General features: G+C 53.1%; 24 protein-coding genes and 1 tRNA gene. 22 read left to right on the top strand and 3 right to left on the bottom strand.

From position 1 onward, the window contains the following. Window positions 1-59 precede the first annotated feature (59 nt). Window positions 60-1,493, bottom strand: coding sequence for a serine-type D-Ala-D-Ala carboxypeptidase (dacB, locus tag EV102420_RS06270; RefSeq protein WP_042390098.1), 1,434 nt, complete (start codon window positions 1,491-1,493; stop codon window positions 60-62). 247 nt (window positions 1,494-1,740) lie between these two features. Between dacB and greA the strand changes: the two genes are divergently transcribed. Further along, window positions 1,741-2,217: a transcription elongation factor GreA gene (greA, locus tag EV102420_RS06275; protein ID WP_042390099.1), complete on the top strand. Its 477-nt coding sequence runs from the start codon at window positions 1,741-1,743 to the stop codon at window positions 2,215-2,217. Window positions 2,218-2,371: 154 nt separating this feature from the next. On the opposite strand, the gene yhbY is transcribed toward greA, so the two are convergent. After that, window positions 2,372-2,665, bottom strand: a complete 294-nt coding sequence (gene yhbY, locus EV102420_RS06280) for a ribosome assembly RNA-binding protein YhbY (protein WP_042390674.1) — start codon at window positions 2,663-2,665, stop codon at window positions 2,372-2,374. Window positions 2,666-2,791: 126 nt separating this feature from the next. Here yhbY and rlmE point away from each other — a divergent pair, with 126 nt between their 5' ends. The 19 genes from rlmE (at window position 2,792) to EV102420_RS06375 (ending at window position 20,861) form a co-directional block, all read left to right on the top strand. Continuing rightward, window positions 2,792-3,418 carry a 23S rRNA (uridine(2552)-2'-O)-methyltransferase RlmE gene (gene rlmE / locus EV102420_RS06285; RefSeq protein ID WP_042390101.1) on the top strand — a complete coding sequence of 209 codons (627 nt, stop codon included), beginning with the start codon at window positions 2,792-2,794 and terminating at the stop codon, window positions 3,416-3,418. Between the two features lie 102 nt (window positions 3,419-3,520). After that, on the top strand, window positions 3,521-5,431 hold the full coding sequence (gene ftsH / locus EV102420_RS06290) for an ATP-dependent zinc metalloprotease FtsH (RefSeq protein ID WP_042390103.1): 1,911 nt from the start codon (window positions 3,521-3,523) through the stop codon (window positions 5,429-5,431). A 131-nt stretch (window positions 5,432-5,562) separates the two neighbouring features. Beyond that, a complete protein-coding gene (gene folP / locus EV102420_RS06295) occupies window positions 5,563-6,411 on the top strand; it encodes a dihydropteroate synthase (protein ID WP_042390106.1) in 849 nt (282 codons plus the stop codon). Then, window positions 6,404-7,741, top strand: coding sequence for a phosphoglucosamine mutase (glmM, locus tag EV102420_RS06300; RefSeq protein ID WP_042390108.1), 1,338 nt, complete (start codon window positions 6,404-6,406; stop codon window positions 7,739-7,741). Before folP ends, glmM begins: the two co-directional genes overlap by 8 nt. Before the next feature lie 153 nt (window positions 7,742-7,894). Then, window positions 7,895-8,596: a type IV pilus major pilin gene (locus EV102420_RS06305; protein WP_042390109.1), complete on the top strand. Its 702-nt coding sequence runs from the start codon at window positions 7,895-7,897 to the stop codon at window positions 8,594-8,596. 67 nt (window positions 8,597-8,663) lie between these two features. Next, on the top strand, window positions 8,664-10,577 hold the full coding sequence (locus tag EV102420_RS06310) for a type IV pilus modification PilV family protein (RefSeq protein WP_165570654.1): 1,914 nt from the start codon (window positions 8,664-8,666) through the stop codon (window positions 10,575-10,577). Between the two features lie 31 nt (window positions 10,578-10,608). Continuing rightward, window positions 10,609-10,971, top strand: a complete 363-nt coding sequence (locus EV102420_RS06315; protein ID WP_077776496.1) for a TcpQ domain-containing protein — start codon at window positions 10,609-10,611, stop codon at window positions 10,969-10,971. A gap of 15 nt (window positions 10,972-10,986) precedes the next feature. Next, the gene (locus EV102420_RS06320) at window positions 10,987-12,441 is read left to right on the top strand and encodes a hypothetical protein (protein ID WP_042390116.1); all 1,455 of its coding nucleotides are present in this window, start codon (window positions 10,987-10,989) and stop codon (window positions 12,439-12,441) included. A gap of 16 nt (window positions 12,442-12,457) precedes the next feature. Next, entirely contained in the window at window positions 12,458-13,000 is a 543-nt protein-coding gene (locus tag EV102420_RS06325; protein ID WP_052512325.1) for a hypothetical protein, read from the top strand. A gap of 3 nt (window positions 13,001-13,003) precedes the next feature. Next, window positions 13,004-13,912: a hypothetical protein gene (locus EV102420_RS06330; RefSeq protein ID WP_042390118.1), complete on the top strand. Its 909-nt coding sequence runs from the start codon at window positions 13,004-13,006 to the stop codon at window positions 13,910-13,912. Next, window positions 13,900-14,388, top strand: coding sequence for a hypothetical protein (locus EV102420_RS06335; RefSeq protein ID WP_131405994.1), 489 nt, complete (start codon window positions 13,900-13,902; stop codon window positions 14,386-14,388). The genes EV102420_RS06330 and EV102420_RS06335 overlap by 13 nt, the downstream gene beginning before the upstream one ends. Window positions 14,389-14,426: 38 nt before the next feature. Next, window positions 14,427-15,923: an ATPase, T2SS/T4P/T4SS family gene (locus EV102420_RS06340; RefSeq protein ID WP_106403908.1), complete on the top strand. Its 1,497-nt coding sequence runs from the start codon at window positions 14,427-14,429 to the stop codon at window positions 15,921-15,923. Next, window positions 15,907-16,932 (top strand): type II secretion system F family protein, encoded by a 1,026-nt coding sequence (locus EV102420_RS06345; protein ID WP_042390124.1) that lies wholly within the window; start codon window positions 15,907-15,909, stop codon window positions 16,930-16,932. Before EV102420_RS06340 ends, EV102420_RS06345 begins: the two co-directional genes overlap by 17 nt. Before the next feature lie 14 nt (window positions 16,933-16,946). Then, on the top strand, window positions 16,947-17,816 hold the full coding sequence (locus EV102420_RS06350) for a hypothetical protein (protein WP_042390126.1): 870 nt from the start codon (window positions 16,947-16,949) through the stop codon (window positions 17,814-17,816). A gap of 6 nt (window positions 17,817-17,822) precedes the next feature. Then, window positions 17,823-18,653, top strand: a complete 831-nt coding sequence (locus EV102420_RS06355; protein ID WP_042390128.1) for a prepilin peptidase — start codon at window positions 17,823-17,825, stop codon at window positions 18,651-18,653. A gap of 146 nt (window positions 18,654-18,799) precedes the next feature. Then, a complete protein-coding gene (locus EV102420_RS20850) occupies window positions 18,800-19,405 on the top strand; it encodes a M23 family metallopeptidase (RefSeq protein ID WP_052512326.1) in 606 nt (201 codons plus the stop codon). A 232-nt stretch (window positions 19,406-19,637) separates the two neighbouring features. After that, window positions 19,638-19,973, top strand: coding sequence for a preprotein translocase subunit SecG (gene secG / locus EV102420_RS06365; RefSeq protein ID WP_042390130.1), 336 nt, complete (start codon window positions 19,638-19,640; stop codon window positions 19,971-19,973). Between the two features lie 9 nt (window positions 19,974-19,982). Further along, window positions 19,983-20,069 (top strand) — tRNA-Leu (locus tag EV102420_RS06370). A gap of 135 nt (window positions 20,070-20,204) precedes the next feature. Then, window positions 20,205-20,861: a metallophosphoesterase gene (locus EV102420_RS06375; protein ID WP_042390132.1), complete on the top strand. Its 657-nt coding sequence runs from the start codon at window positions 20,205-20,207 to the stop codon at window positions 20,859-20,861. A gap of 35 nt (window positions 20,862-20,896) precedes the next feature. On the opposite strand, the gene EV102420_RS06380 is transcribed toward EV102420_RS06375, so the two are convergent. After that, window positions 20,897-21,646, bottom strand: coding sequence for an SDR family oxidoreductase (locus tag EV102420_RS06380; RefSeq protein WP_042390133.1), 750 nt, complete (start codon window positions 21,644-21,646; stop codon window positions 20,897-20,899). Between the two features lie 100 nt (window positions 21,647-21,746). Between EV102420_RS06380 and EV102420_RS06385 the strand changes: the two genes are divergently transcribed. Then, window positions 21,747-22,106 (top strand): winged helix-turn-helix transcriptional regulator, encoded by a 360-nt coding sequence (locus EV102420_RS06385; RefSeq protein ID WP_042390136.1) that lies wholly within the window; start codon window positions 21,747-21,749, stop codon window positions 22,104-22,106. Window positions 22,107-22,195: 89 nt separating this feature from the next. Beyond that, window positions 22,196-23,431, top strand: a complete 1,236-nt coding sequence (gene agp / locus EV102420_RS06390; RefSeq protein WP_042390138.1) for a bifunctional glucose-1-phosphatase/inositol phosphatase — start codon at window positions 22,196-22,198, stop codon at window positions 23,429-23,431. Window positions 23,432-23,482: the final 51 nt, after the last annotated feature.

The following is a 23,482-nucleotide window of genomic DNA, read 5'->3' on the forward strand; positions in this document are numbered from 1 at the left end:
CAGTAAAAATGAAAAACCCCGGCCATGAGCCGGGGTTTTTGTTGGTTCACGTCGGCGAATTAATTATTCTGGTAAACGTCTTTGTACAACCGGCTCTCGAAGCGCACCAGCGGGATACGGCGGTTACGCTGATCGGCAGGCTCTACCGCATAGCCAGAGAGATACTGCACAAACGCCATGCGCTGGCCACTGGCAGTAGTGATAAAGCCCGCCAGGTTATATACCCCCTGTAGAGAGCCTGTCTTCGCCGATACCTTGCCGTCCACGCCTGCCGCATGCAGACCGGCGCGGTACTGTAGCGAGCCGTCATAGCCCGCCAGCGGCAGCATCGAGATGAAGTTCAGTTCGGTATCATGCTGGGCGATATATTGCAGCACCTGCATCATGGTAGCGGGAGAGATCAGGTTATGGCGCGACAGGCCGGAGCCATCCACCACGATGCTGTTACCCAGCTCGACGCCCGCCTGCTGGCGCAGGATCTGCCGCACGGCATCCGCCCCCGCACGCCACGTGCCCGGCACGCCAAAGCGCGCATGGCCGATGGTGCGAAACACGGTGTCGGCGATCATGTTGTCTGACTTTTTCAGCATAATCTTCAAGAGATCGTGCAGCGGCGCGGACTGTTTGCTGGCAATCACCGTTCCCGGCTCGTTAACCAGCGTCTGGCGCAGCAGCGTCCCGCTATAGGTAATGCCGGCCTGTTTAAGCTCATCCTTCAGCACCGCCCCGGCGTAGCTCGCCCCGTCCTGTATCGCAAAGGCCAGCGGCAGCGGATCGGCGCGCTGGGTCAGGCAGCCGGTCAGCGTAAAGCGGTTGAGATCGCCCGGGACGACGTCCAGTTCGCAGTACTGGGCATCAGGAGAGCCTTTCGCCAGCGTGCGCACCTGGCTGAACATGGTGACAGGGTAGTAGGAGGCGATGCGGATAAACGCCAGATCGTTCGCTTTCTGGGCGCTGTAGAGCGACACCGAGAAGCAGTTACGATCGATAATCGCGGCGGCGGGCGGCGCACTGAAGCACTGGGTCATGTCATTCCACGGCCAGCCGGGGGCTTTGTCATGACTGGCAAACACCGAGGTGTCGATCAGCACATTGCCCTCAATCTGCTGGACGCCAGATTTCTTCAGCACCGCCACCATATTGCGGATATCCTGACGTTTTAGCGTCGGATCGCCGCCAAATCGCGCCACCAAATCCCCTTTTAGCACCCCGTTCGCAACGCTGCCTTTACTCTCAAGCGTGGTGGTAAAACGGAAATCTGGCCCTAGCTGCAGCAGGGCGGCCAGCGCGGTGATCACCTTTTGGGTACTGGCGGGCAGGGCCATCTGCTGACTGTGGTAATCAATATCGGGAGCCTGAGCGCCGACCTTCTGCACCATCAGGGCGAGGTTTGCGCCAGCAGGGAGCTGGTTAATGTACTCATCAACGTTCGCGGCCTGCACATTCAACGCTATACTGGTGGTCAATCCGATGACATATCTGGAAAATCGCATAATCTCGCGCTAGAAACCTGGAAACAGGCCGTCATACTACGGTGCATCGCACCGGAAAGTAAACGATGACCCATAAGGAACTTCCGGGTAAAATGCGTATCAAATTGAAAAATTGCTGCTGACCTGGAGCTTTGTCTCCGGGTCGGTTTTCTTTTTGCTTTTGGCCCCCTCTTTTGCGCGGTATGCAGGGGCAAAGCTACCGGGGCGGGGCCACCGCTCCCTACAGGAATGTTTAAGAGGTATAACAATGCAAGCTATTCCGATGACCTTACGTGGTGCTGAAAAATTACGCGAAGAGCTGGATTTTCTGAAATCCGTGCGTCGTCCTGAAATCATCGCTGCGATTGCCGATGCCCGCGAGCACGGCGACCTGAAAGAGAACGCCGAGTACCATGCCGCCCGTGAGCAGCAGGGGTTCTGTGAAGGCCGCATCAAAGACATTGAGGCCAAGCTCTCCAATGCGCAGGTGATCGACATCACAAAAATGCCCAACAATGGTCGCGTAATTTTTGGCTCAACCGTTACCGTGCTGAATCTCGATAACGATGAAGAGCAGACCTACCGCATCGTGGGTGATGATGAGGCCGATTTTAAGCAGAATCTGATCTCCGTAAACTCGCCGATTGCGCGTGGACTGGTGGGGAAAGAGCAGGACGATGTGGTCGTTATCCGCACCCCGGGTGGCGAAGTGGAGTATGAGATCCTCAAGGTAGAATATCTTTAATTACGCGCCGACCTGTAATATGTTGACGTAATGTAAAGATAAGAAAAAGGCCGCATAGCGGCCTTTTAACAACGTCAAGAGCGTGGCATTTTGCTTGTCAGCTTGCGGAAAACCCCTCGTTTTACACAGATTTTGTGTTCTATCCAGGATATTCTTAGCGTGGCAGCGAAATTTTACGCTCCTTCGATGGGCGGTACAGCACCAGCGTTTTACCGATGACCTGTACGTTAGAGGCGCCGGTTTCACGAACAATCGCTTCCACGATCAGCGTTTTAGTTTCGCGGTCTTCGGTAGCGATCTTGACCTTGATAAGCTCATGGTGCTCTAGCGCTTGTTCAATCTCGGCCAGTACCCCTTCGGTCAAACCATTGTTGCCAAGCATAACTACCGGCTTGAGCGGATGTGCCAGACCTTTAAGGTGCTGTTTTTGTTTAGTACTCAGATTCATCGTATATTTTTGCTTACGTTGGGATTGAAAACGGTTCATTCTACCGCCATCTCCAGTGTATCGCCAAATCGGCTGTGCTGATAGTTGATAGCCTGCTACTCACGATGAACAACGTTGGAAATAGAGATGACAGGTAAAAAGCGTTCTGCCAGCTCAAGCCGCTGGCTTCAGGAACACTTTAGCGATAAATATGTGCAGCAGGCGCAGAAAAAAGGGTTACGTTCCCGCGCCTGGTTTAAACTTGATGAAATACAGCAAAGTGACAAGCTTTTTAAGCCAGGCATGACGGTTGTCGACTTGGGAGCCGCGCCGGGTGGCTGGTCACAGTATGTGGTCACGCAGATCGGCGGCAAAGGGCGGATCATCGCATGCGATCTTCTTCCTATGGATCCCATCGTTGGTGTCGACTTCCTGCAAGGCGATTTTCGTGATGAATTAGTGGTCAAGGCGCTGTTGGAACGCGTCGGCGACGAAAAAGTTCAGGTGGTCATGTCCGACATGGCCCCCAACATGAGCGGAACACCGGCAGTGGATATCCCCCGCGCCATGTATCTGGTGGAGCTGGCGCTGCAGATGTGCCGCGACGTTCTCGCACCGGGCGGAAATTTTGTTGTGAAGGTGTTTCAGGGCGAAGGTTTTGATGAGTATCTAAGAGAAATTCGCTCTCTGTTTACGAAGGTAAAAGTGCGTAAACCTGACTCTTCGCGTGCGCGTTCACGTGAAGTGTACATTGTAGCGACCGGGCGAAAATGATAAACCGTTGATATCAAACCCAGGTTTGAAGGAGACGGGATACAGAGTATCCTGACGCTGTTTTTAACACAGTTGTAATATGAGGTTAATCCCTTGAGTGACATGGCGAAAAACCTAATACTCTGGCTGGTCATTGCCGTTGTGCTGATGTCAGTATTCCAGAGCTTTGGGCCCAGCGAGTCGAACGGGCGTAAGGTGGATTACTCTACCTTCCTGCAAGAGGTCAATCAGGACCAGGTTCGCGAAGCGCGTATCAACGGACGTGAGATCAACGTTACCAAGAAAGATAGTAACCGTTACACGACTTACATCCCGGTTAACGATCCGAAACTGCTTGATAACCTGCTGACGAAAAACGTCAAAGTAGTTGGCGAGCCGCCGGAAGAGCCAAGCCTGCTGGCTTCAATCTTCATTTCGTGGTTCCCGATGCTGCTGTTAATCGGCGTCTGGATATTCTTTATGCGCCAGATGCAGGGCGGCGGTGGCAAAGGTGCCATGTCGTTCGGCAAGAGCAAGGCGCGTATGCTGACCGAAGATCAGATCAAAACCACCTTTGCTGACGTTGCCGGCTGCGACGAAGCCAAAGAAGAGGTGGGTGAGCTGGTTGAATACCTGCGTGAACCGAGCCGCTTCCAGAAGCTGGGCGGTAAGATCCCGAAAGGCGTCTTAATGGTGGGTCCTCCGGGTACCGGTAAAACCCTGCTGGCAAAAGCGATTGCCGGTGAAGCGAAGGTTCCCTTCTTTACCATTTCCGGCTCAGACTTCGTGGAAATGTTCGTGGGTGTTGGTGCATCTCGTGTGCGTGACATGTTCGAGCAGGCCAAGAAAGCCGCGCCGTGCATCATCTTTATCGATGAGATCGACGCCGTGGGCCGCCAGCGTGGCGCAGGCCTGGGTGGTGGTCATGATGAACGTGAGCAGACCCTGAACCAGATGCTGGTTGAGATGGACGGCTTTGAAGGCAACGAAGGCATTATCGTGATCGCCGCGACCAACCGTCCGGACGTGCTTGACCCGGCGCTGCTGCGTCCAGGCCGTTTCGACCGTCAGGTTGTGGTCGGTCTGCCAGACGTGCGTGGCCGTGAGCAGATCCTGAAGGTGCATATGCGTCGCGTACCGCTGGCGCCGGATATCGATGCGGCAATCATTGCCCGCGGTACCCCAGGCTTCTCCGGTGCGGATCTCGCTAACCTGGTCAACGAAGCGGCACTGTTTGCTGCCCGTGGCAACAAACGCGTTGTCTCCATGGTTGAGTTTGAGAAAGCGAAAGACAAGATCATGATGGGTGCGGAACGTCGCTCCATGGTGATGACCGAAGCGCAGAAAGAGTCCACCGCGTATCACGAAGCGGGCCACGCGATCATCGGTCGCCTGGTGCCGGAACACGATCCGGTACACAAAGTGACGATTATTCCGCGTGGTCGTGCGCTGGGTGTAACCTTCTTCCTGCCTGAAGGCGATGCGATTAGCGCCAGCCGTCAGAAACTGGAAAGTCAGATCTCCACGCTGTATGGCGGTCGTCTGGCGGAAGAGATCATCTACGGCGTTGAACATGTTTCTACCGGTGCGTCCAACGACATTAAAGTGGCGACTAACCTGGCACGTAACATGGTCACCCAGTGGGGCTTCTCCGACAAACTCGGTCCGCTGCTCTATGCAGAGGAAGAGGGTGAGGTGTTCCTGGGTCGTAGCGTAGCGAAAGCGAAACACATGTCCGATGAAACGGCACGTATTATCGACCAGGAAGTGAAATTACTGATTGAGCGTAACTACAACCGCGCTCGTCAGATCCTGAACGATAACATGGACATCCTGCATTCAATGAAAGATGCGCTCATGAAATATGAGACCATTGATGCGCCGCAGATTGATGACCTGATGGCCCGTCGCGATGTGCGTCCGCCAGCGGGCTGGGAAGATCCAGGCTCAAACAGCTCTGACAGCAATGGCACGCCGCGTGCGCCGCGTCCAGTTGATGAACCGCGTACGCCAAATCCAGGCAACACGATGTAAGTCTGGTTTGGCGCTGAGCAGTTTGGCGACAAATACGCTCATGCGGCATCTGCGTTAGCACTATTTAAAACCCCGGGGCGTGCTCCGGGGTTTTTTCTTATCTATCACCCACACAGTACAAGGGATGCTCTATGAAACTCTTCGCTCAGGGAACCACGCTCGATCTCTCTCATCCGCACGTGATGGGGATCCTCAACGTCACTCCCGACTCCTTCTCTGACGGCGGTGCGCATAACACACTGATCGACGCGGTTAAACATGCCAACCTGATGATCAACGCCGGAGCCACCATCATTGACGTCGGCGGCGAGTCCACCCGCCCGGGCGCGGCTGAGGTGAGCGTCGATGAAGAGCTCTCCCGCGTGGTGCCGGTGGTCGAGGCGCTGGCGCAGCGTTTTGAGGTATGGATCTCGGTGGATACCTCTAAGCCGGAGGTCATTCGGGAGATTGCCCGCGTGGGTGCACATCTTATTAACGACATCCGCTCCCTGAGCGAGCCGGGCGCGCTGGAGGCGGCGGCGGAAACCGGCCTGCCGGTCTGCCTGATGCATATGCAGGGCGATCCGAAGACCATGCAGGATGCGCCAAAATATGCCGATGTCTTTGCCGAAGTCGACCGCTATTTCCATGAACAGATTGCAAGGTGTGAGAAAGCAGGCATTACAAAGGATAAATTGGTACTCGACCCCGGCTTCGGTTTCGGTAAGAATCTCTCCCATAACTACGCGCTTCTTGCTCGCCTGGCAGAGTTTCACCATTTTGGTCTGCCGCTGCTGGTCGGCATGTCCCGTAAATCGATGATTGGCCAACTGCTTAACGTTGGCCCATCAGAGCGCCTGAGCGGCAGCCTGGCGTGCGCAACGATAGCGGCCATGCAGGGAGCGCACATAATTCGCGTACATGACGTGAAAGAGACAACAGAAGCCATGCGGGTGGTCGAGGCCACGCTATCAGCGAAGGAAAACAAACGCTATGAGTAGTCGTAAATATTTTGGTACAGACGGTATTCGTGGGCGCGTCGGCGATACGCCTATCACGCCTGATTTCGTTCTTAAGCTGGGCTGGGCAGCAGGTAAAGTTCTGGCGCGTCATGGCTCGCGCAAAATCATTATCGGTAAGGACACGCGTATCTCTGGCTATATGCTGGAGTCCGCGCTGGAGGCAGGCCTGGCGGCGGCCGGCATCTCTGCCTCCTTCACCGGGCCGATGCCAACCCCGGCGGTGGCCTACCTGACCCGTGCATTCCGGGCTGAAGCAGGGATTGTTATCTCGGCCTCCCATAACCCGTTTTACGACAACGGCATTAAGTTCTTCTCAACCGACGGGACCAAACTGCCGGATGAGGTAGAAGAGGCCATTGAAGCCGAGCTGGAAAAAGAGATCAGCTGCGTTGACTCCGCCCTGCTGGGTAAAGCCAGCCGCATCGTGGACGCTGCCGGACGCTACATCGAGTTCTGTAAGGGCACCTTCCCGAACGAGCTAAGCCTGAAAGCGCTGAAAATTGTGGTCGACTGCGCCCATGGCGCGACCTACCACATTGCCCCTAGCGTCTTCCGCGAGCTGGGTGCGGATGTTATCACCCTCGGCTGCGAGCCGAACGGCGTCAACATCAACGAAGAGGTGGGCGCTACCGACGTGCGTGCGCTGCAGGCGCGCGTGCTGGCGGAAAAGGCCGATCTGGGTATCGCCTTTGACGGCGACGGCGACCGCGTCATCATGGTTGACCATGAAGGCAACAAAGTCGACGGGGATCAGATCCTCTACATCATCGCGCGTGAAGGCCTGCGTCAGGGCCAGCTGCGCGGCGGTGCGGTTGGCACGCTGATGAGCAATATGGGTCTGGAGCTGGCGTTGAAGCAGCTGGGCATTCCTTTTGCTCGCGCTAAGGTCGGCGACCGCTACGTGCTGGAGAAACTCCAGGAGAAGGGCTGGCGCATTGGCGCAGAGAACTCCGGGCACATCATCCTGCTGGATAAAACCACCACCGGGGACGGTATCGTGGCAGGCCTGCAGGTCGTTGCCGCCATGGTGCGTAACAACATGACCCTGCACGATCTCTGCAGCGGCATGAAGCTCTTCCCGCAGATCCTCGTTAACGTACGCTTTACCGCAGGTACAGGCGATCCGCTGGAACACGAAACCGTGAAATCCGTGACGGCAGAGGTTGAAGCGGCGCTGGGCAGCCGCGGGCGTGTGCTGCTGCGTAAATCCGGCACCGAACCGCTGATTCGCGTCATGGTCGAGGGCGAGCACGAAGCCCAGGTCACTGAGTTCGCTCACCGCATTGCCGACGCGGTAAAACAAGCCTAATTTTGTAATCCCGCCACTCCAATTCTGGAGTGGCGTATAGGTAATAATGCTCTTCTTAAATCCTTACATATTCTTTAAAATTGCATGATTCAAATACAACCTAATGCAATTAGCTGCATTAATTCATTTAATTAATGTTAGTAAGGGAAGGTTATGGAAAGGACCGCGTTTACTTTTAAAGAAAATAGCGCAGAACACGTATTAAAAAAACAGCGTGGCGTCACGCTACTTGAAATTATCATTGTGCTGGGTATTATCGGCGTTATTGCCGCAGGCGTCGTGGTGTTAGCACAGCGGGCATTTACCGCCCAGGATATTTCGGATATTCAGAACAACACCAACAGTATTCGTACCTCCATGACCGAGGCATTTAAGGATGAGGGCGAATATCCCCCGGCGACAACAGAAGCCGTCACGCTGACAAAAGCAGAGATCGCGACGTCAGACGATCTTGCGCCCATCGTCACGCTCAATAAGCTGGGTAAGGTTTCTCCTTCTGAATCTTTTAACGGTATTTCAGGCGATGCTTTCCAGATTGGCCAAGCGCTGGTGGACTCTGAAAGCACCGTACATAAAGGATTTGTGCTTCTGGTGAGCGGTCTTGACCAGCAGACATGTCGCAACCTGCTGTCGCAAATGGGTAATCAGTGGGATTACGTTGGCATCATCTCTGCACCTGCAGGTGAAGATGAATCGACGGTGCTTAACGCAACCGAGCTGGATGCAGATAAAAAAGCAGGCACCGTACTGAAGTCGCTCTCTGTTGCAGAAGATATTACCAGTACCGATATTGTCGACGAAGCGACCTGTAATATTGGTGGTGCGAATAACGGCATCGTATTTGGCAGTAAATAATCATTAAATGACGCATTAATATCCGCTCTTGGGCGGATATTGTTGTCGCCGGGACATGGAGATTTTAATGGTTAGGCGTAAAGAGAGTGGGTTTTCATTGCTGGAAATCATCATTGTTATGGCGATTGCAGGTGGTATTCTAACAATGTATACCCGCTATGTACGCAAGCAGGCAGATCGTGCATCTCAGCATACTATCGCTGCGACATTGGTGCAGGAGATGAAAGGCGTTATCAACTTCGTCAGAGATCCTGACATGGTTATCACGGATGAGGAATCAAATAAGACCGAAGAGATAAGTAACCCGCTCTATAACACCGAGACGCCGGATGCTGATTATCAGGTGCGCTTAAGCAACGACGTTAACGATGTTGATACCGGTAGCAAAAACGAATACTACCTGTGGGGTGACGGCAGCGATGCCAGCCAGCAGCAGCGCTATCGCTTTATTAGTAGCAGCTGTAAAACGACGCTCAAATCAAACTATGCGTTTGAAAAAGAGTATCTCCCCTGTTGGATGAGTAGTGCAGCAAAAAACAGCGTGGCGCACATTGAGCGGGTTGGCTTTCGTGGTAGCGATCTAGAGAGTCAGCAAAGCAATATTAATCAGATTGACGTTGTCGTTGAATTTAACACGGGCGGGTCGAGCCATTTACTGGATTTTGACCGTTTTCAGCCTGCGCTGGCGCAGGCCTTTTCAGACGCAGGGAATACGCCCTCGCATGCGTGGGTCGTGCATCGCGAGTCACCCGGTGCCAATTGGCAGCTGGTGACGAAAAATAGCGATGGCAAAACGCCCGTTGAGTTTGGCTCCGTGGCCAGCAACATGAATACCTTAAATGGCTACACTACCGGCGAGTTTGGCGTTCGCTTTACCTTTGATCTGAACGATAACGACAGCGGCACAGCTGCCAGCGGCGGCAGTGGCGATATGTGCTGGAACTCGGACGATAGCCAAGTAGAGATGTGTTACGAACCGCGCACCGGCACCGGCACGCATGGTGAAAATACGGTACTCGCGCTGAATATGAAAGATGTTAAGAACACGAATGGCGATCAGAAGCTTGGCACGCTGCAGGCGAACGTGGTCATGGAGAATACGGCGCGTAAGGTGTATCTATTTCAGCGTAGCTATGGCGGCAATTTAGTATTGGACTCGGCAGGCAATCCAACCTTTTATCAGTATAAGGACGGCAATTCGCAATCGTTTATTGGCGATTACTATATGAACGATCTCGAAGCAGCCAAAATGGGTAACGGTATGGATTATAACCTTTATCTCTACGTGCCCTATACTTACGATGCGTTTGAGTTAGTCACGCCTGCGATCGTTGATTATATTTCCCATGGCGGTATGAACGGCGGCCCAATAGAGCGTGATGATAGCTATCGGCCATCATATGATGACAGCAGAAGTGGCGTATATAACAGTGATAATTCAGGCAACGATTCAGGTAACGTGCGCTATCCTGTGCAAACGTGTCCGCAGGTAGAACAAGAAATTACTTTGCGTGACGGCAGCGGTAAAGCGCTTGTTGATGCAGAGAATAAGCCGCGCACGGTTAAGGTTCTACGTAAGCTTTATCCACGTCTGAGCGTTGCCATCTCTTCTGTCTCTGCCTATAGAGCTAGTAATGGAACGGGTTTATATAGCGATCCAAAAAGTAACAGGAATAGATTGTCACCCAATATATCAGTAGGTCAGCTAGCAGGGATCTCGGTTCAGACCGAATTTGCGAAGCAGGATCTCACTGAAAAAGGGGGAAGTCCGGGCCGTAATGAGGGCGACCATGCTATATATCCTAATTATAAATATATATGGATTATTAGCTCAACCCTTGGCATGTTTGATGGTGACTCTGGCGAAGGCGTTAATGTCGTCGATCCTGGGTCAGTATCCTATACCGTAAGCCGCTGGTGCAGCACGATACCTCAGCCGGGCACGCCAGCGGATCTGTTAGATTCATATCAGTATCAATAATATAATCAGGATACGTTTTAAAGGAATACATATGCGTTACATAAACTGTTTATTGTGCGCGCTGCTTTTTACAGCCTGTATACCCCTAAGTGTTTCGGCGGCACAGCAAGGGAAAAACCCATTTCACGATTCGGAGCCTACGGGTATTCTCCCGATGGTTATTCAGGAGAATGAACTGTTAAGCCAAGGGGTAAAAGACTGGGTGTCCGCAAACGGCTATAAGCTTTTCTGGAACAGCAAAAAAGACTACCTCGTATATAACGATATTACCCTAACAGGTAAGACCGACGACGATATTTTACAGGCCCTGGGCGAGCTTTTCTTTTCTGAAAACTATGGGCTGGTGGTGAAGAAGTACGAGAAAAACCGCGTTATTGTCATCGACGAAATGTAATTATACGGATATATCATGAAAATTAAAGCAGGGGTGCTGCTACTGGCCCTATTGGCACAGGGCTGCGTTGGCGATTTTGAAAAGAAGTTCGATGCCAATGATGATGTAAAAAAAACATTTTCTGATGCGACCACGCAGGAAGCCTCAAAAGCGAAACCCTATATTAAATATGATAGTGCTTTTTTAGGTCAAAAGGTTGAGTACAGTGTGGAGCAGCAGAAGCTGCTAAGCAAGCACGTTAAAATCTCGTCCTATGAGCCGGCTACCCTGTCCATTATTTTAGACGCGGTTGCCGCGCAAACGGGTATCAGCTACCGCATCAATGATAAAGCCATGGGCGACACGAAAGTCGGCGAGGAGGATAATGCCTGGGATACGCCTCATAGCGTGAACTTTGACGGCACCTTTGAAGAGTTTATGCGCTATATCGCTTCGCTGTATGACGTCAGCCCTAAACTTGACGGCAATAACGTGCTCAAAATAAACGTCTATGAGACCTACGTTGTTAAGCTGGACTTCTATGGCGAGAACAATAAGTCGGAAACGACCCTCGATCTCTCGGGTAACGAAGCAACGTCTAACGGTGGGTTAACCGGTAAAACAGAAACTAAGTTCGAATCGTCGTTCTGGGATGACGTAGAGGATATGGCGAAAAACTATGTCACTTCCGGAAACTACAACCTCTTTAAAGATACGTCCATTCTGATGGTTAACTCGCGGCCATCCGAGTATGAAGCGTTAAGTAAGGCGTTGGATAAATATAAAGCCGATAACAGCCGCCAGTTTATTGTTACCTATAAAATTTTTACCCTCGATAAATCGAAGGTAAAACAGCTGCAGGCGGGGCTCGGATTCTCGTTTGATGACGGGACAAGCTCGATGAAAATCACGTCATCTATGCTGGACTCCCTGACCAACGGCGTCTCGGTTGGCTGGAAAAACAGCAATGTTGATATCAACAGCGGGCTGGATGCGCTCTACAAGCTTACCGGTAGCCGATCCCTGCAAAGCGGTTCGTTTATCACCCGCAATAATATGCCGGTCCCGCTGAATATGACCCGCTCCAAAAATTACGTCTCGAGCAGAACGCGTACGGTAGATGATAACGGTGAAGAAAACGTCGATGTTGAAACCGGCACCGTCGTGACCGGGACCAGTTTTATTATCACGCCCCGTGTGCTTTCTGACGGACGTATAGAAGTAGTGAATGGCTTCACCAAGCGCTACCTGGAAGGCATCGAGGAGTATGACGACGTGCAGCTCCCCTCTGTTAGCACCACCGAGTCCTTTAACTCGTCGATCATTATGCCTGGCGATCTGCTGATGGTGGCCAAGTACGACATCAAAAATGAAAACGGCGGGCTGCAGTATCAGGTGCTGGGGGTGGATGACAACAGTGATGACGCTTCGGCCACGGTCGTGATGGTCATCGGCATCGACTACTATCGCCAGCCGATTACCTCTCGCTAATGGGGAGGCAAAGACGGTGAACGAGCAATTACTTAGAGAGAATATCCTGACCGAGCTGTTGTGGGAGGCAGAGGATATGTCTTATCTCGGCCTGCCGACGCAGGCGTCGTTTCGTGGCATGGTTAAAGCAAACCGAAAGCTTATCTATCGCGACGATGAAGGCAGGATTGCAACGGGTTATTGCAGCAAGGTATCCACCGCGTATGAACCTTTTGCCCTCTATATTAAAAATTTGTTCGGCGATGGGATTTATTTTTCTCATGAGAGTGATGAGGTGACCTATCTATTAATTATCAAGGGCGGGCGGATAGTGAGCGGCACAGACTGCTTTATGGCACGCAGCCTCTTTGATGAATTGATGACGCATCTGGGTATCTATGAGCATCTTGAGTTTACGCCGCTTACCTCTTTACATCTTGAGGCAGTGATTGAGCGCTGCCGCATGCATCAGCTGTCTCTTAAGCGGAAGCGACGATTCATTATGACGGTTAGCACGTGCGCGGGCGCTATTTTACTTGCCCTCATAGGAACCATACTTCATTTATATATAAACGGATAATCTATGCTGGAGAAGATTTATTTCTGGAAAGTAAGGAGAGGGTATAATTCGCCGGTCATCGCTATCGCTGCGATCGTTGCTAGCCTGTTTATCATTACTATTGGCGCGTTTGCATGGTGGTACTATGGGGTAAAAGTTCCTGCTGATGAAAAGCGCGCCGCGCAGCAGCAGGCGTTGCGTAAAAAGCAGGCCGGTCTGGCCGATATTGCCTCCTTTTATAAAAAGTCTCTCACTGGTGTAGAGATCCCTCAAGCTATTAACGTGCTGGAAGAGATCCGTCAGACTACGTTAACCCTGTCGGCACTGGGTGTCGCCATTAAAAAAAGAAACTTTATCTGTGATACCAAAAGTTGTGCAGTTGGTTTTAACATTGAACAGGGCACCATCCTGACTTTTCCCGTTATCAATTTTTTTGGCAAGGCGTACTCGGCCTCCGTACCGGTAAGACGAGAAAAGGATCGGGCCCCAGCAAACGATTTTGAATATAGCAGGCTGGCTCTGCCCGTTACAGAAAATAAGCTGTTTATTCAGTGGAGCAGGAAGCAGGCGTTAAGCCTGCACAGCTGCAATGAAATAATAACATATGTAAATACCTATAACTCGCTGTTGAACACAGAGAAGAGTAATAAAGTCCTGCGCGACGGCATCATTCTTTTTAAAAGCTATCCTACCTCAGCGGTAAAAGACGAAGAGGCGGCGCTGGCAGGCCATGTGTCATTCCGCGGCTTGATGAACGCCAGCTGGGAGATGCAGATCGGTAACGATCAAGATCGTTTTTCTGCGGGCGCGTCAGAAATTAATGCCCAGCTTGCGCTCTATAAACAGGCGTATCGAGATGCTTTTTTAATTAAAAAAATAGAGTCCAATGATAAAGGCATCAAAATTTCCGGAGGATTAGTATGCAAAGCGTAAACAGACATTTAACAGCAGGCCTGTTCTTGCTGGGATCGGGGATGGCTCAGGCCGCACCGACAACCGATCTCCCCCCTGCGCCACCGGTTCCCGAGAGCGCAATGCAGCAGCATATCCAGCAGATGGTAGAAGAGGATTATGCCTGGGAGGTTAAAAAGCGCGACGTGGCTAACGAGCTTGAATTGGAAAGGATGAAGAGCGAGATCCGCAAACTTCGTGGCGAAGACAGCGTGCAGGCAAGGACGCAGCCGATAGCCATGCCTGAAGAGAATGGTACCTCGCAGTCCAATAGCGGCTCACCGCACTTACTGTTGGAATCCAACATTGGCGGCCTGTCGCGCGTCGCGGTAAGCAGTGCCGATGGCAGCAGTCTGCGCTACGTAAGCCCGGGCGAGCGCTTTACGCTCGATGGCCGCCAGTTCCAGCTGGTAAGAGACAAGACCTCAGGCCTGGCTATCAAGGAAACCGGCCGGTGAGTGTAGACTATGTGCGTATCGCGCCCGATGATCTCTTGATGGGCGCGTGGGATTTCCATGAGTTTGACGGTATTGGCATTACCGCCGCCCATGCGGGTAAAGAGTATCTGCTGATCAACACGGTAGATATCGACAGGCTTTTTGAGTACCAAATTCAGATAGCGCGTCTGGGGACGCTGCATAAGCGTTTGGTCTCTGGCCTGGCGCAGGTAAGTGAAGATCAGTATTACAAGGTAATCGAATTTATCTCGCTAAAGCAGATTACCGCCGCACAAAGCGCGATTGATATCACCGATACCCAGCGACGGCTTGCCAGCGTACTCCAGCGCGTGGTGTCGATGGGAGCCAGCGATCTGCATATCACGCGTAACGATGTACTGGCCGTCTTCGAAGCGCGCGTGAACGGCGTACTGACGCCATTTATGCAGGTGAAAGCTGCCCAGTGCGATGAGATGGTTTTTGTGCTCTATAACGTGGAGGCAACGACGCGGGATACCACCTGGAACCGGGCTATTCCGCAAAACGCCAATATTCTCTACAACCTTGAGGGAAAACCTTACCGTTTTCGCTACGCCCACTTTCCCATTTTTGGCGAGTCACCGGACTGCTATCACGCGGTGCTGCGTATTATTCCCTCGGGACTACAAAAAGAGGGATTGGGTTCGCTGGATAAAATTGGCGTTTCGCCCGCTGAGATGGCGGATCTGAAAAAGATCCTCAGCAATCCCTATGGTGCCTATGTCATCGCTGGCACTACCGGCTCGGGGAAATCCACCACCCTGAAAAACCTCATGGAGTGGCTGCAAATCAATCGCTATGAAGACCGAGGCTGTTTCCTGACGGTGGAGGATCCGGTGGAGTATCAGATCTACGGCGCGAAACAGAGCTCGGTGGTCAGCGGTGAGGACGGCGGTTTTCACGCGGCAATAAAGTCAGCGTTACGCCGCGATCCTGACGTGTTGATGGTGGGGGAGATCCGTGACAGCGTGTCGGCCAATGCCTTAGCAGGCGCAGTGGAGAGCGGCCATTACTGCTTCACCACCGTTCATGCTGGGAGCATTGTCTCGCTGCTACAGCGCATGTCGGCGCTGGGCATCGGTAGCGATAAGCTGTCTACACCAGGTTTTATAGCGGGTCTACAGTGCCAGAAGCTGATCCCGGTGCTTTGCGACAGCTGTAAAAAAGTACACAAGCTAAAAACCGTTGCTGGCAAAAAGTTCACGCTCTATACCGCCAGTGAAGAGGGATGTGTGGCGTGTAAGCAGAGCGGTATCAAAGGCCGGCAAATCGCCATGGAATATTTTCTACCCGGCTATGAAGAGCTGGCGGCCATATCCCAGCAGGCGTGGCTACAGGTTTTCACGCTGTGGCGTAAAAAGCGCTATACCGCTAACGGCCTGACCGAGGGCTTTGAAATACGTGAAAAGGTGATGGCGAAAGTATTACAGGGCCAGGTCGATGCCTGTTGGTTTGCTATGGAGTTCGGCGTCATCTCCCCTGAAGATCTGGAGCTTATCGTTGAAAAAATTCACTAAAAAACAGCGCATCTACATCTATCAGTTTTGTGGCGATATGATCAAAGCCGGACTGCCGCTCTATGATTCGCTAAATAAATTGCAGACTGAAGGGCAGGCGCTATTAGGTAAAAGATTTAGCCAGAAACTGCTGCTGTTAATTACTCAGATGAAACAGGAAACCTCCGTGTCCGCCGTTTTTACCGGTGCGGTTCCTACTACCGAATTGAGCTTAATTACCGCGGCAGAAAAAAGTGGCAGCCTGGCGGAGGGTTTTTTTACCCTTGTTTCAATCATTAAATATCACGATGAGCTGCGTAAGAAAATCATCAGCGCCCTGACGTTTCCGCTGATTATGATTTCGCTGTCGTTAGTGGTGATTGCTGGCTATGCGGAAAAGGTCTTCCCGGCGTTTGCCTCGGTGCTGCCTGTGGAACGGTGGCCGGGCATTACCCAGAGCCTTTATCATTTTGGCGAGGCGCTCTATGAGGGGCTGTGGCTAAAAATTGTTATCAGCTTTATCTGTATTGTTTTACTGACAAAGTTTGCGATGGCGAACCTGAACGGCGCGCTACGTAATAGGGCGTTAGACAAGATATTGCCGTTTTCAACCTATCGGCAGCTAACATCATCGGTCTTCTTAAATAACCTGTCGCTGATGCTGAGCAATAATATCCCTCTGACCGACGCCATTGTTATTGTGCAGTCTAATGCTAACCGCTGGCTACGGTGGCACCTGGATACCATGCTTGGCAAAATGGCTCAGGGCCTGAACTATGGCAAAGCGCTGGATTCCGGGCTGCTGGGTGTAGAAGAGCTGCTTAATATCAGCCTCTATGCTGACCTGCCTTCGTTTAATGAGGTACTGCTCTCCGTCTCTGAGAGATCGCGTGAACATATTCATGAGTATATTAAAAAGCTTGCTGCCTTTTTAAAAAATATGGCAACGCTAACGCTAGGTGGCTGCGTGATATGGGTCTTTCTCGGACTGTTTGCCCTTATGGATACGCTATCTAAAGCCACAGGATAATTCCAGGACGATACATGTTACATTATTTAAAAAGCACATCGGTTATGGCGGGTCTTATTTTTATGGGCGCAGCGGGCAATGCCGTTGCGGGCTATCGGTTTGCACCGCCGCATTGTGACTATTTGTCACGATCGTTTCCCATTATTTTAAACGCGAGCGACGCGGGAAAAGCGACCTTTCTCTATAACATTATTTATGTGTTAAATGAGAAAGAGGAGGTATTTCCCCTGCCGCCAGTAACGAGTGTGGCTCCCGTAATCCACACCAATGACAGCAGTCAGGTAAAGTGCCTGGATACCACCTGCTATGCTGCAGATTACTGGACGAAGCCGGGACACATGGGCAAGGTGTCGCAGTACGGCGCTATCGTCAAGGATGCAGATTACAGAAGCAGCCATATCTATTCGGTCTCCGGGTCGCTAAGCGCCGGGCGTGCCAGCAGCAATGCTATAGTCTGGATACCCTCGCGTAACCTGCGTCTGCTGACAATTGAAGTCTTTAATAAAGACGCCCAGGGTGGTCATAACGTTAATGACGACTATACCCGGCCGCTCCTTATTCAGTATCAGCGCAGCAGGCATGAAACCGTCGCCGGCGATATGGTAGGCAGCTTGCATTACCGTGGTGTAGCAACGCCAGTAATCACCTCTCAACCGCACCACAAGGTTGGCCCGGCGTATTTACCTGAAAATATCAATATGATCGATTTCTCCAGTCTGAACGTCACGCTTGATGGAAATCAGCATGCGGCTTCTCACCCCGGCGGCGTAGAGCCGCATGCAGAGGTTGTTTCTTATACCGAGGCACCGCGTTCCGCACATTTTTCATCGGCAGATATCAAGAACGTTAAAGCCTATATCTCCCGTTGCGCCGTTAAGCGTTAATCCCCGATGCGTATAGAAACAATAATCACAGCGTGGTATCCGTGGCTTGCGCTGGGCCTGGGGTTATTCATCGGCAGCTTTCTTAACGTCGTGATCTATCGCCTGCCCATTATGATGATGCGCAGCGTGACGGAGAAGGCTATCCAAAGCGATCGGCCTGACGTTAATCTGTGGTGGCCGCCATCGCACTGTCCGCACTGCCAGCATGCGGTTATGCCGTGGGATAATATTCCCCTGTTTAGCTGGCTGCTACTGAGAGGCCGCTGCCGCTACTGTAAATGCGCCATTCCGGCTCTCTATCCGCTTAGCGAGTTAGCTACCGGGATGGTTTTTTTTGCGCTGGTGACGGGCTACTTTCCGCAATTTACCCTGATACAGATCCTCTTTCTGGCCTGCTTTTTTTGCCTGGCGTATACGCTCGCCGTTATCGATATCAAGACGTTTCTGCTGCCGGACGGTTTGGTTTACCCCCTGCTTTGGCTGGGGCTTGCCGCCTCGGTGTTGAATATTATTCCCGTGTCGCCGCGGGATAGCGTAATGGGAGCCATCGTTATTGGCGCGTTCACCTGGCTGCTGGCGCATGGGTATGCATGGCTCGGGAAGCGGGAGGGGCTGGGCGGCGGCGACGTTAAGCTTTATACCGCCTGCGCGGCCTGGGTGGGTCTTAACCATATTGCGGAGCTGATGCTGGGATCGGCAGTGCTGGGCGTGCTGGCCTTTTTTATTCGTGGTCTGCCGCCATTTCGTCGTCTTAATACAACCAATCCCTATCTTCCTTTCGGGCCTGCTATTGCGGTTACCGCGCTGCTGATTTTGCACATGGAGGTGCTTCACTGATGCCTATTCTGACGTTTCTGTTCTTTCTTCTGGTCAGCGTTTTTCCTCTGCCGGGATCCGCGTCGCTCCCTTTACAAAAGGCTGTCTTCAGGCTCCCCCAGCAAGCGGCTCCCCAATTTAGCTGGCCGCTTTCCGGTACACCTCACGTGACCTCGCAGTTCGGCATGCGTTTTCATCCGCTTGAACATGCTTTACTTGACCATAAAGGCGTTGATCTTCGTGCGCCCTTAGGCAGTGAGGTGATGGCCATTGCAGACGGTCAGGTAATCGAGACCGGTTATGAGCCGCTAACCGGCTTTTTTGTTACCCTTGACCACGGTAAGGGCTGGCGCAGCCGCTATCTTCACCTCAATAAAATCGGCGTCCATAAAGGTGAGCAGCTCAAGCAGGGGGCGATGATGGCGCTGTCTGGCGCAACGGGGCGCACGACCGGCCCGCATCTGCATCTGGCGCTGAGCCACAATCAGCAGGCTATCGATCCCCTGAGTATGATAGCTACCCCGGCAGGCCGTACGCCTGTGCCCGCAGCGACCGAAAAACCAGCGGGCACGCCTGAAATGGATATGACGCCGATCGTTACGCTGGTCAGCGGGGAGGGGGAGGGATTACAGGTAGGGGTTCGCCAGGGTAACAAAACGACGTTCTACAGCCTCAATGAACCCATCGAGCAGGGAGACGACGTCTGGCGGATCGTACGCAAGTACGGCAAGTACAAATTAGTGAAGGCGGACCCAAAAAAAGCCCGTCGGTAAGCGTCTGTTTTATGCGCAGTTAGTGCATTGAATCGCCTTTCTATCTGGCTTTTGCTCTTTTTTTCCGCAGTTGATACAATGCGGCAAAATTGCCCTTGCGCAGGTCATGCGCTTTGGTTAGTATTCACACCCGCTCAAGTGGGAAATAACATTAACTCCCGCTTTTGGTTTGAAATCCATTAAGGGTTTGAAGCTTAAGTTATGCGGCAACTCCGCAAGGAACAGGTTGATTATGTACGAAGCTCTTTTAGTAGTTTTCCTTATTGTGGCGATTGGCCTTGTGGGTCTGGTCATGCTGCAGCAAGGCAAAGGCGCTGATATGGGAGCCTCCTTTGGTGCAGGCGCTTCCGGTACGCTGTTCGGTTCAAGTGGTTCTGGTAACTTCATGACCCGTATGACCGCTGTATTGGCTACCCTGTTCTTCATTATCAGTCTGGTGCTGGGTAACATTAACAGCAATAAAACCAACAAAGGGAGCGAGTGGGAAAATCTGAGCGCGCCAGCGAAATCTGAGCAGACTCAACCCGCAGCGCCGGCTAACAAGCCGACCAGCGATATCCCACAGTAAGTATTCCGTACCGAGGTGGTGGAATTGGTAGACACGCTACCTTGAGGTGGTAGTGCCCTAACGGGCTTGTGGGTTCGAGTCCCATCCTCGGTACCAATATTCCAGAGAAAAGAGATCGCAAGATCTCTTTTTTTTCGTCTGTACCTCACGAAAACAGCGGCGCGCGCTTTCTCTCATTCTCCCCCGGCTATACTGCTTAAAACAACAACCACTCCTGTACGGTACAGTCTCATGACCTGGCAGCGGCTCGACGGCGCGGCATGGCGCAACATCTGGGTTACCGGCGACCTTCACGGCTGCTACAGCCTGCTGTTGAATAAACTGAGCTTCGTTGAGTTCGACACGTCGCAGGATCTGCTGATTTCCGTAGGCGATCTCACCGATCGCGGCGTAGAGAACGTGGAGTGCATGACGCTGGTCACCTGTCCCTGGTGCCGGGCAGTGCGCGGCAACCATGAGCAGATGATGCTGAACTGCCTGCTCCATAACGGCAGCGCCAGCCACTGGCGGATGAACGGCGGTAGCTGGTTTTTCAATCTTGATGATGAGCAGGAGCAACAGGCCAGAGCGCTCCTGCCCCATATCGCTGCGCTACCGCTGATCGTTGAAGTGACCACGCAGGGTAAAAAAGTGATTGTGTGTCACGCTGACTACCCCGACGATACCTATGTTTTTGGCACCCCGGTAGACGAAGGCCAGATCCTCTGGAACCGGGATCGGCTGGCTGCCTCTCAGGCGGGCAGGGTGAAAGATATTCACGGTGCCGATCTCTTTATCTTTGGCCACACGCCGCTGCGTAAGGCGCAACGCTTTGCCAATCAGTACTACATTGATACCGGCGCGGTAATGAGTGGCAACCTGACTCTGTTGCAGATCCAGACCGGGTAAGATGTTAAAAAGGGGCCCGCAGGCCCCGCACAGGGTTACAGGCTGCCGACGCCGCCATCGACCAGCAGATCGGTCCCCACCGTATAGCTTGAGTCGTCCGACGCAAGATACAGCGCGGCCTTTGCCATCTCACGCACGTTACCCATTCTTCCGAGCGGCACCAGTTTGATGATCTCCTCCTGCATAGCCCGTAATGCCTCTGGATCAAGACCAAGCTTGCCCAGCGCCGGGGTTTCCACCGGACCGGGGCTGAGACCGTTTACGCGGATGCCGCGCGGCAACAGCTCGGCCGACAGCGTGCGCGCCAGCGAAAGCAGGGCGGCTTTGCTGGCGGCGTAGACGCTGCTGGCGGGCAGGCCGATGCGTGCGCTAACCGAGCCGCAGAGGATCACCGAAGAGGGATCATTCAACAGCGGCAGCAAGGCCTGAATCAGAAAGAAGGGGCCTTTGAGGTTAATAGCCATCAGGCGATCCCATTTGGCCTCGTCCCACGCCTCGATCTCACCGTGGGTAACATCGCCTGCGTTGATGAAGAGCGCATCTAGCCGCGGCCAGCGGGTAGCAATCGTCTGGGCCAGCTGCTTTTGCGCAGCAATATCGCCCGCGTCAGCGGGGATCACCCATGCGTTATCCCCCAGAATGCGCTTCGCATCGGCAAGCGTATCGGGATTACGGCCCGTCACCGCCACGTGCGCCCCTTCGGCGATAAACTCCTGCGCCGTCGCCAGGCCGATGCCCGTCGTACCGCCGGTAATCAGCGTATATTTATCTGCTAAACGACCCATTTTCTTCTCCTGATTGGACACTGGAGAAAGCACTATAGAAACGTTAGTATCTAAAAGAAACCAGGTACCAATTGGATACTAACGAGGCAAGAGGTGTGTAATGGCGCTATTACTCGACTGTGCGGAAGAAAAAAATTGTCAGCATGAGCCCTGCCCGATGACTAGCTTTATCGGACTGCTTTCCGGAAAGTGGGCCATCCCGATTATCTATCGCTTGATTGTCCTTAGCGAGCCGGTGCGCTTTGGCGATCTGCTGCGGGCCGCTGCGCCCATTACGCAAAAAGAGCTGACCAAGCAGCTGCGGTTATTTGAACAGCGTGGGCTGGTCACGCGTACCGTCTATCCTGAAATTCCACCCCGCGTGGAGTATCAAATCACGCCCCTTGGTCTTACCCTGCAAAAGGCTCTCGCGCCGCTGGCCGACTGGATGCAGGAATATGGGCATCAGCTTAGGCAGTAGCGGCTTGCCCACTTTGCGAAACGGCTCCGGGAAATTTGTCATCAATCTGTCACACTGAACGCGACAATGACAAAGGTGAGGGATGAGGGATGAAAAGAGCACTACTCGCAGTTGCGCTGGCCGGGGCATTAACCGCAGGTGCGCAGGCACAAACGACGCCTGAAGGCTATCAGCTACAACAGGTGTTGATCATGAGCCGCCACAACCTGCGCGCGCCGCTGGCAGATAACGGCAGCGTGCTGCAGCAGTCGACGCCGAACAAATGGCCTGAGTGGGACGTGCCGGGCGGTCAGCTCACCACCAAGGGCGGGGTGCTTGAAGTCTATATGGGGCACTACATGCGTGAATGGCTGGCGGAGCAGGGGCTAGTGAAAGCGGGAGAGTGCCCGACGACTGATGCCGTCTATGCCTACGCCAACAGCCTACAGCGCACCGTCGCCACGGCGCAGTTCTTCATTACCGGCGCGTTCCCCGGCTGTGACGTGCCGGTCCACCATCAGGACGCGATGGGCACGATGGATCCGACCTTTAATCCCGTCATTACCGACAAGGACGCGGCGTTCCGTGACAGGGCGGTGCAGGCCATGCAGACCGAGCGTCAGGGGATGCAGCTGGAGGAAAGCTATAAGCTGTTAGCGCAGATCACAGACTATGCCGACTCCCCCTCCTGTAAAGAGAAGCAGGTCTGCTCTCTGACCGACCCGAAAGATACCTTCAGCGCCGGGTATGAGAAAGAACCGGGTGTCTCCGGGCCGCTGAAGGTGGGCAACTCGCTGGTGGATGCCTTCACGCTACAGTATTACGAAGGCTTCCCGATGGATCAGGTTGCCTGGGGGGAGATCAAAACCGACCAGCAGTGGCGCGTGCTGTCAAAGCTGAAAAACGGCTACCAGGATTCGCTCTTCACCTCTACGGCAGTGGCGCAGAACGTGGCGAAACCGCTGGTGAAGTATATTGACAAGGCGCTGGTGACGGACCGGGCCAGCGCACCGAAGGTCACGCTGCTGGTAGGGCATGACTCCAACATCGCCTCGCTGCTGACGGCGCTGGATTTCAAACCCTACCAGCTCCATGACCAGTACGAGCGCACGCCGATCGGCGGTAAAATCGTCTTCCAACGTTGGCATGACCAGAGCGCCAACCGCGATCTGATGAAGATTGAGTATGTGTATCAAAGCACGGAACAGCTGCGCAATGCCGACGTGCTCACGCTACAGGCACCGGCACAGCGCGTAACGCTGGCGCTGAAAGGCTGTCCGGTCGATGCGAATGGCTTCTGCCCGGTAGATAAATTCGATGCGGTACTGAACGACGCGGCGAAGTAGGATCTAAGCAGGCAGGCATAAAAAAGGGCGCTTATGCGCCCTTAATACCTC

The organism is Pseudescherichia vulneris NBRC 102420, assembly GCF_000759795.1.
Taxonomy (GTDB): domain Bacteria; phylum Pseudomonadota; class Gammaproteobacteria; order Enterobacterales; family Enterobacteriaceae; genus Pseudescherichia; species Pseudescherichia vulneris.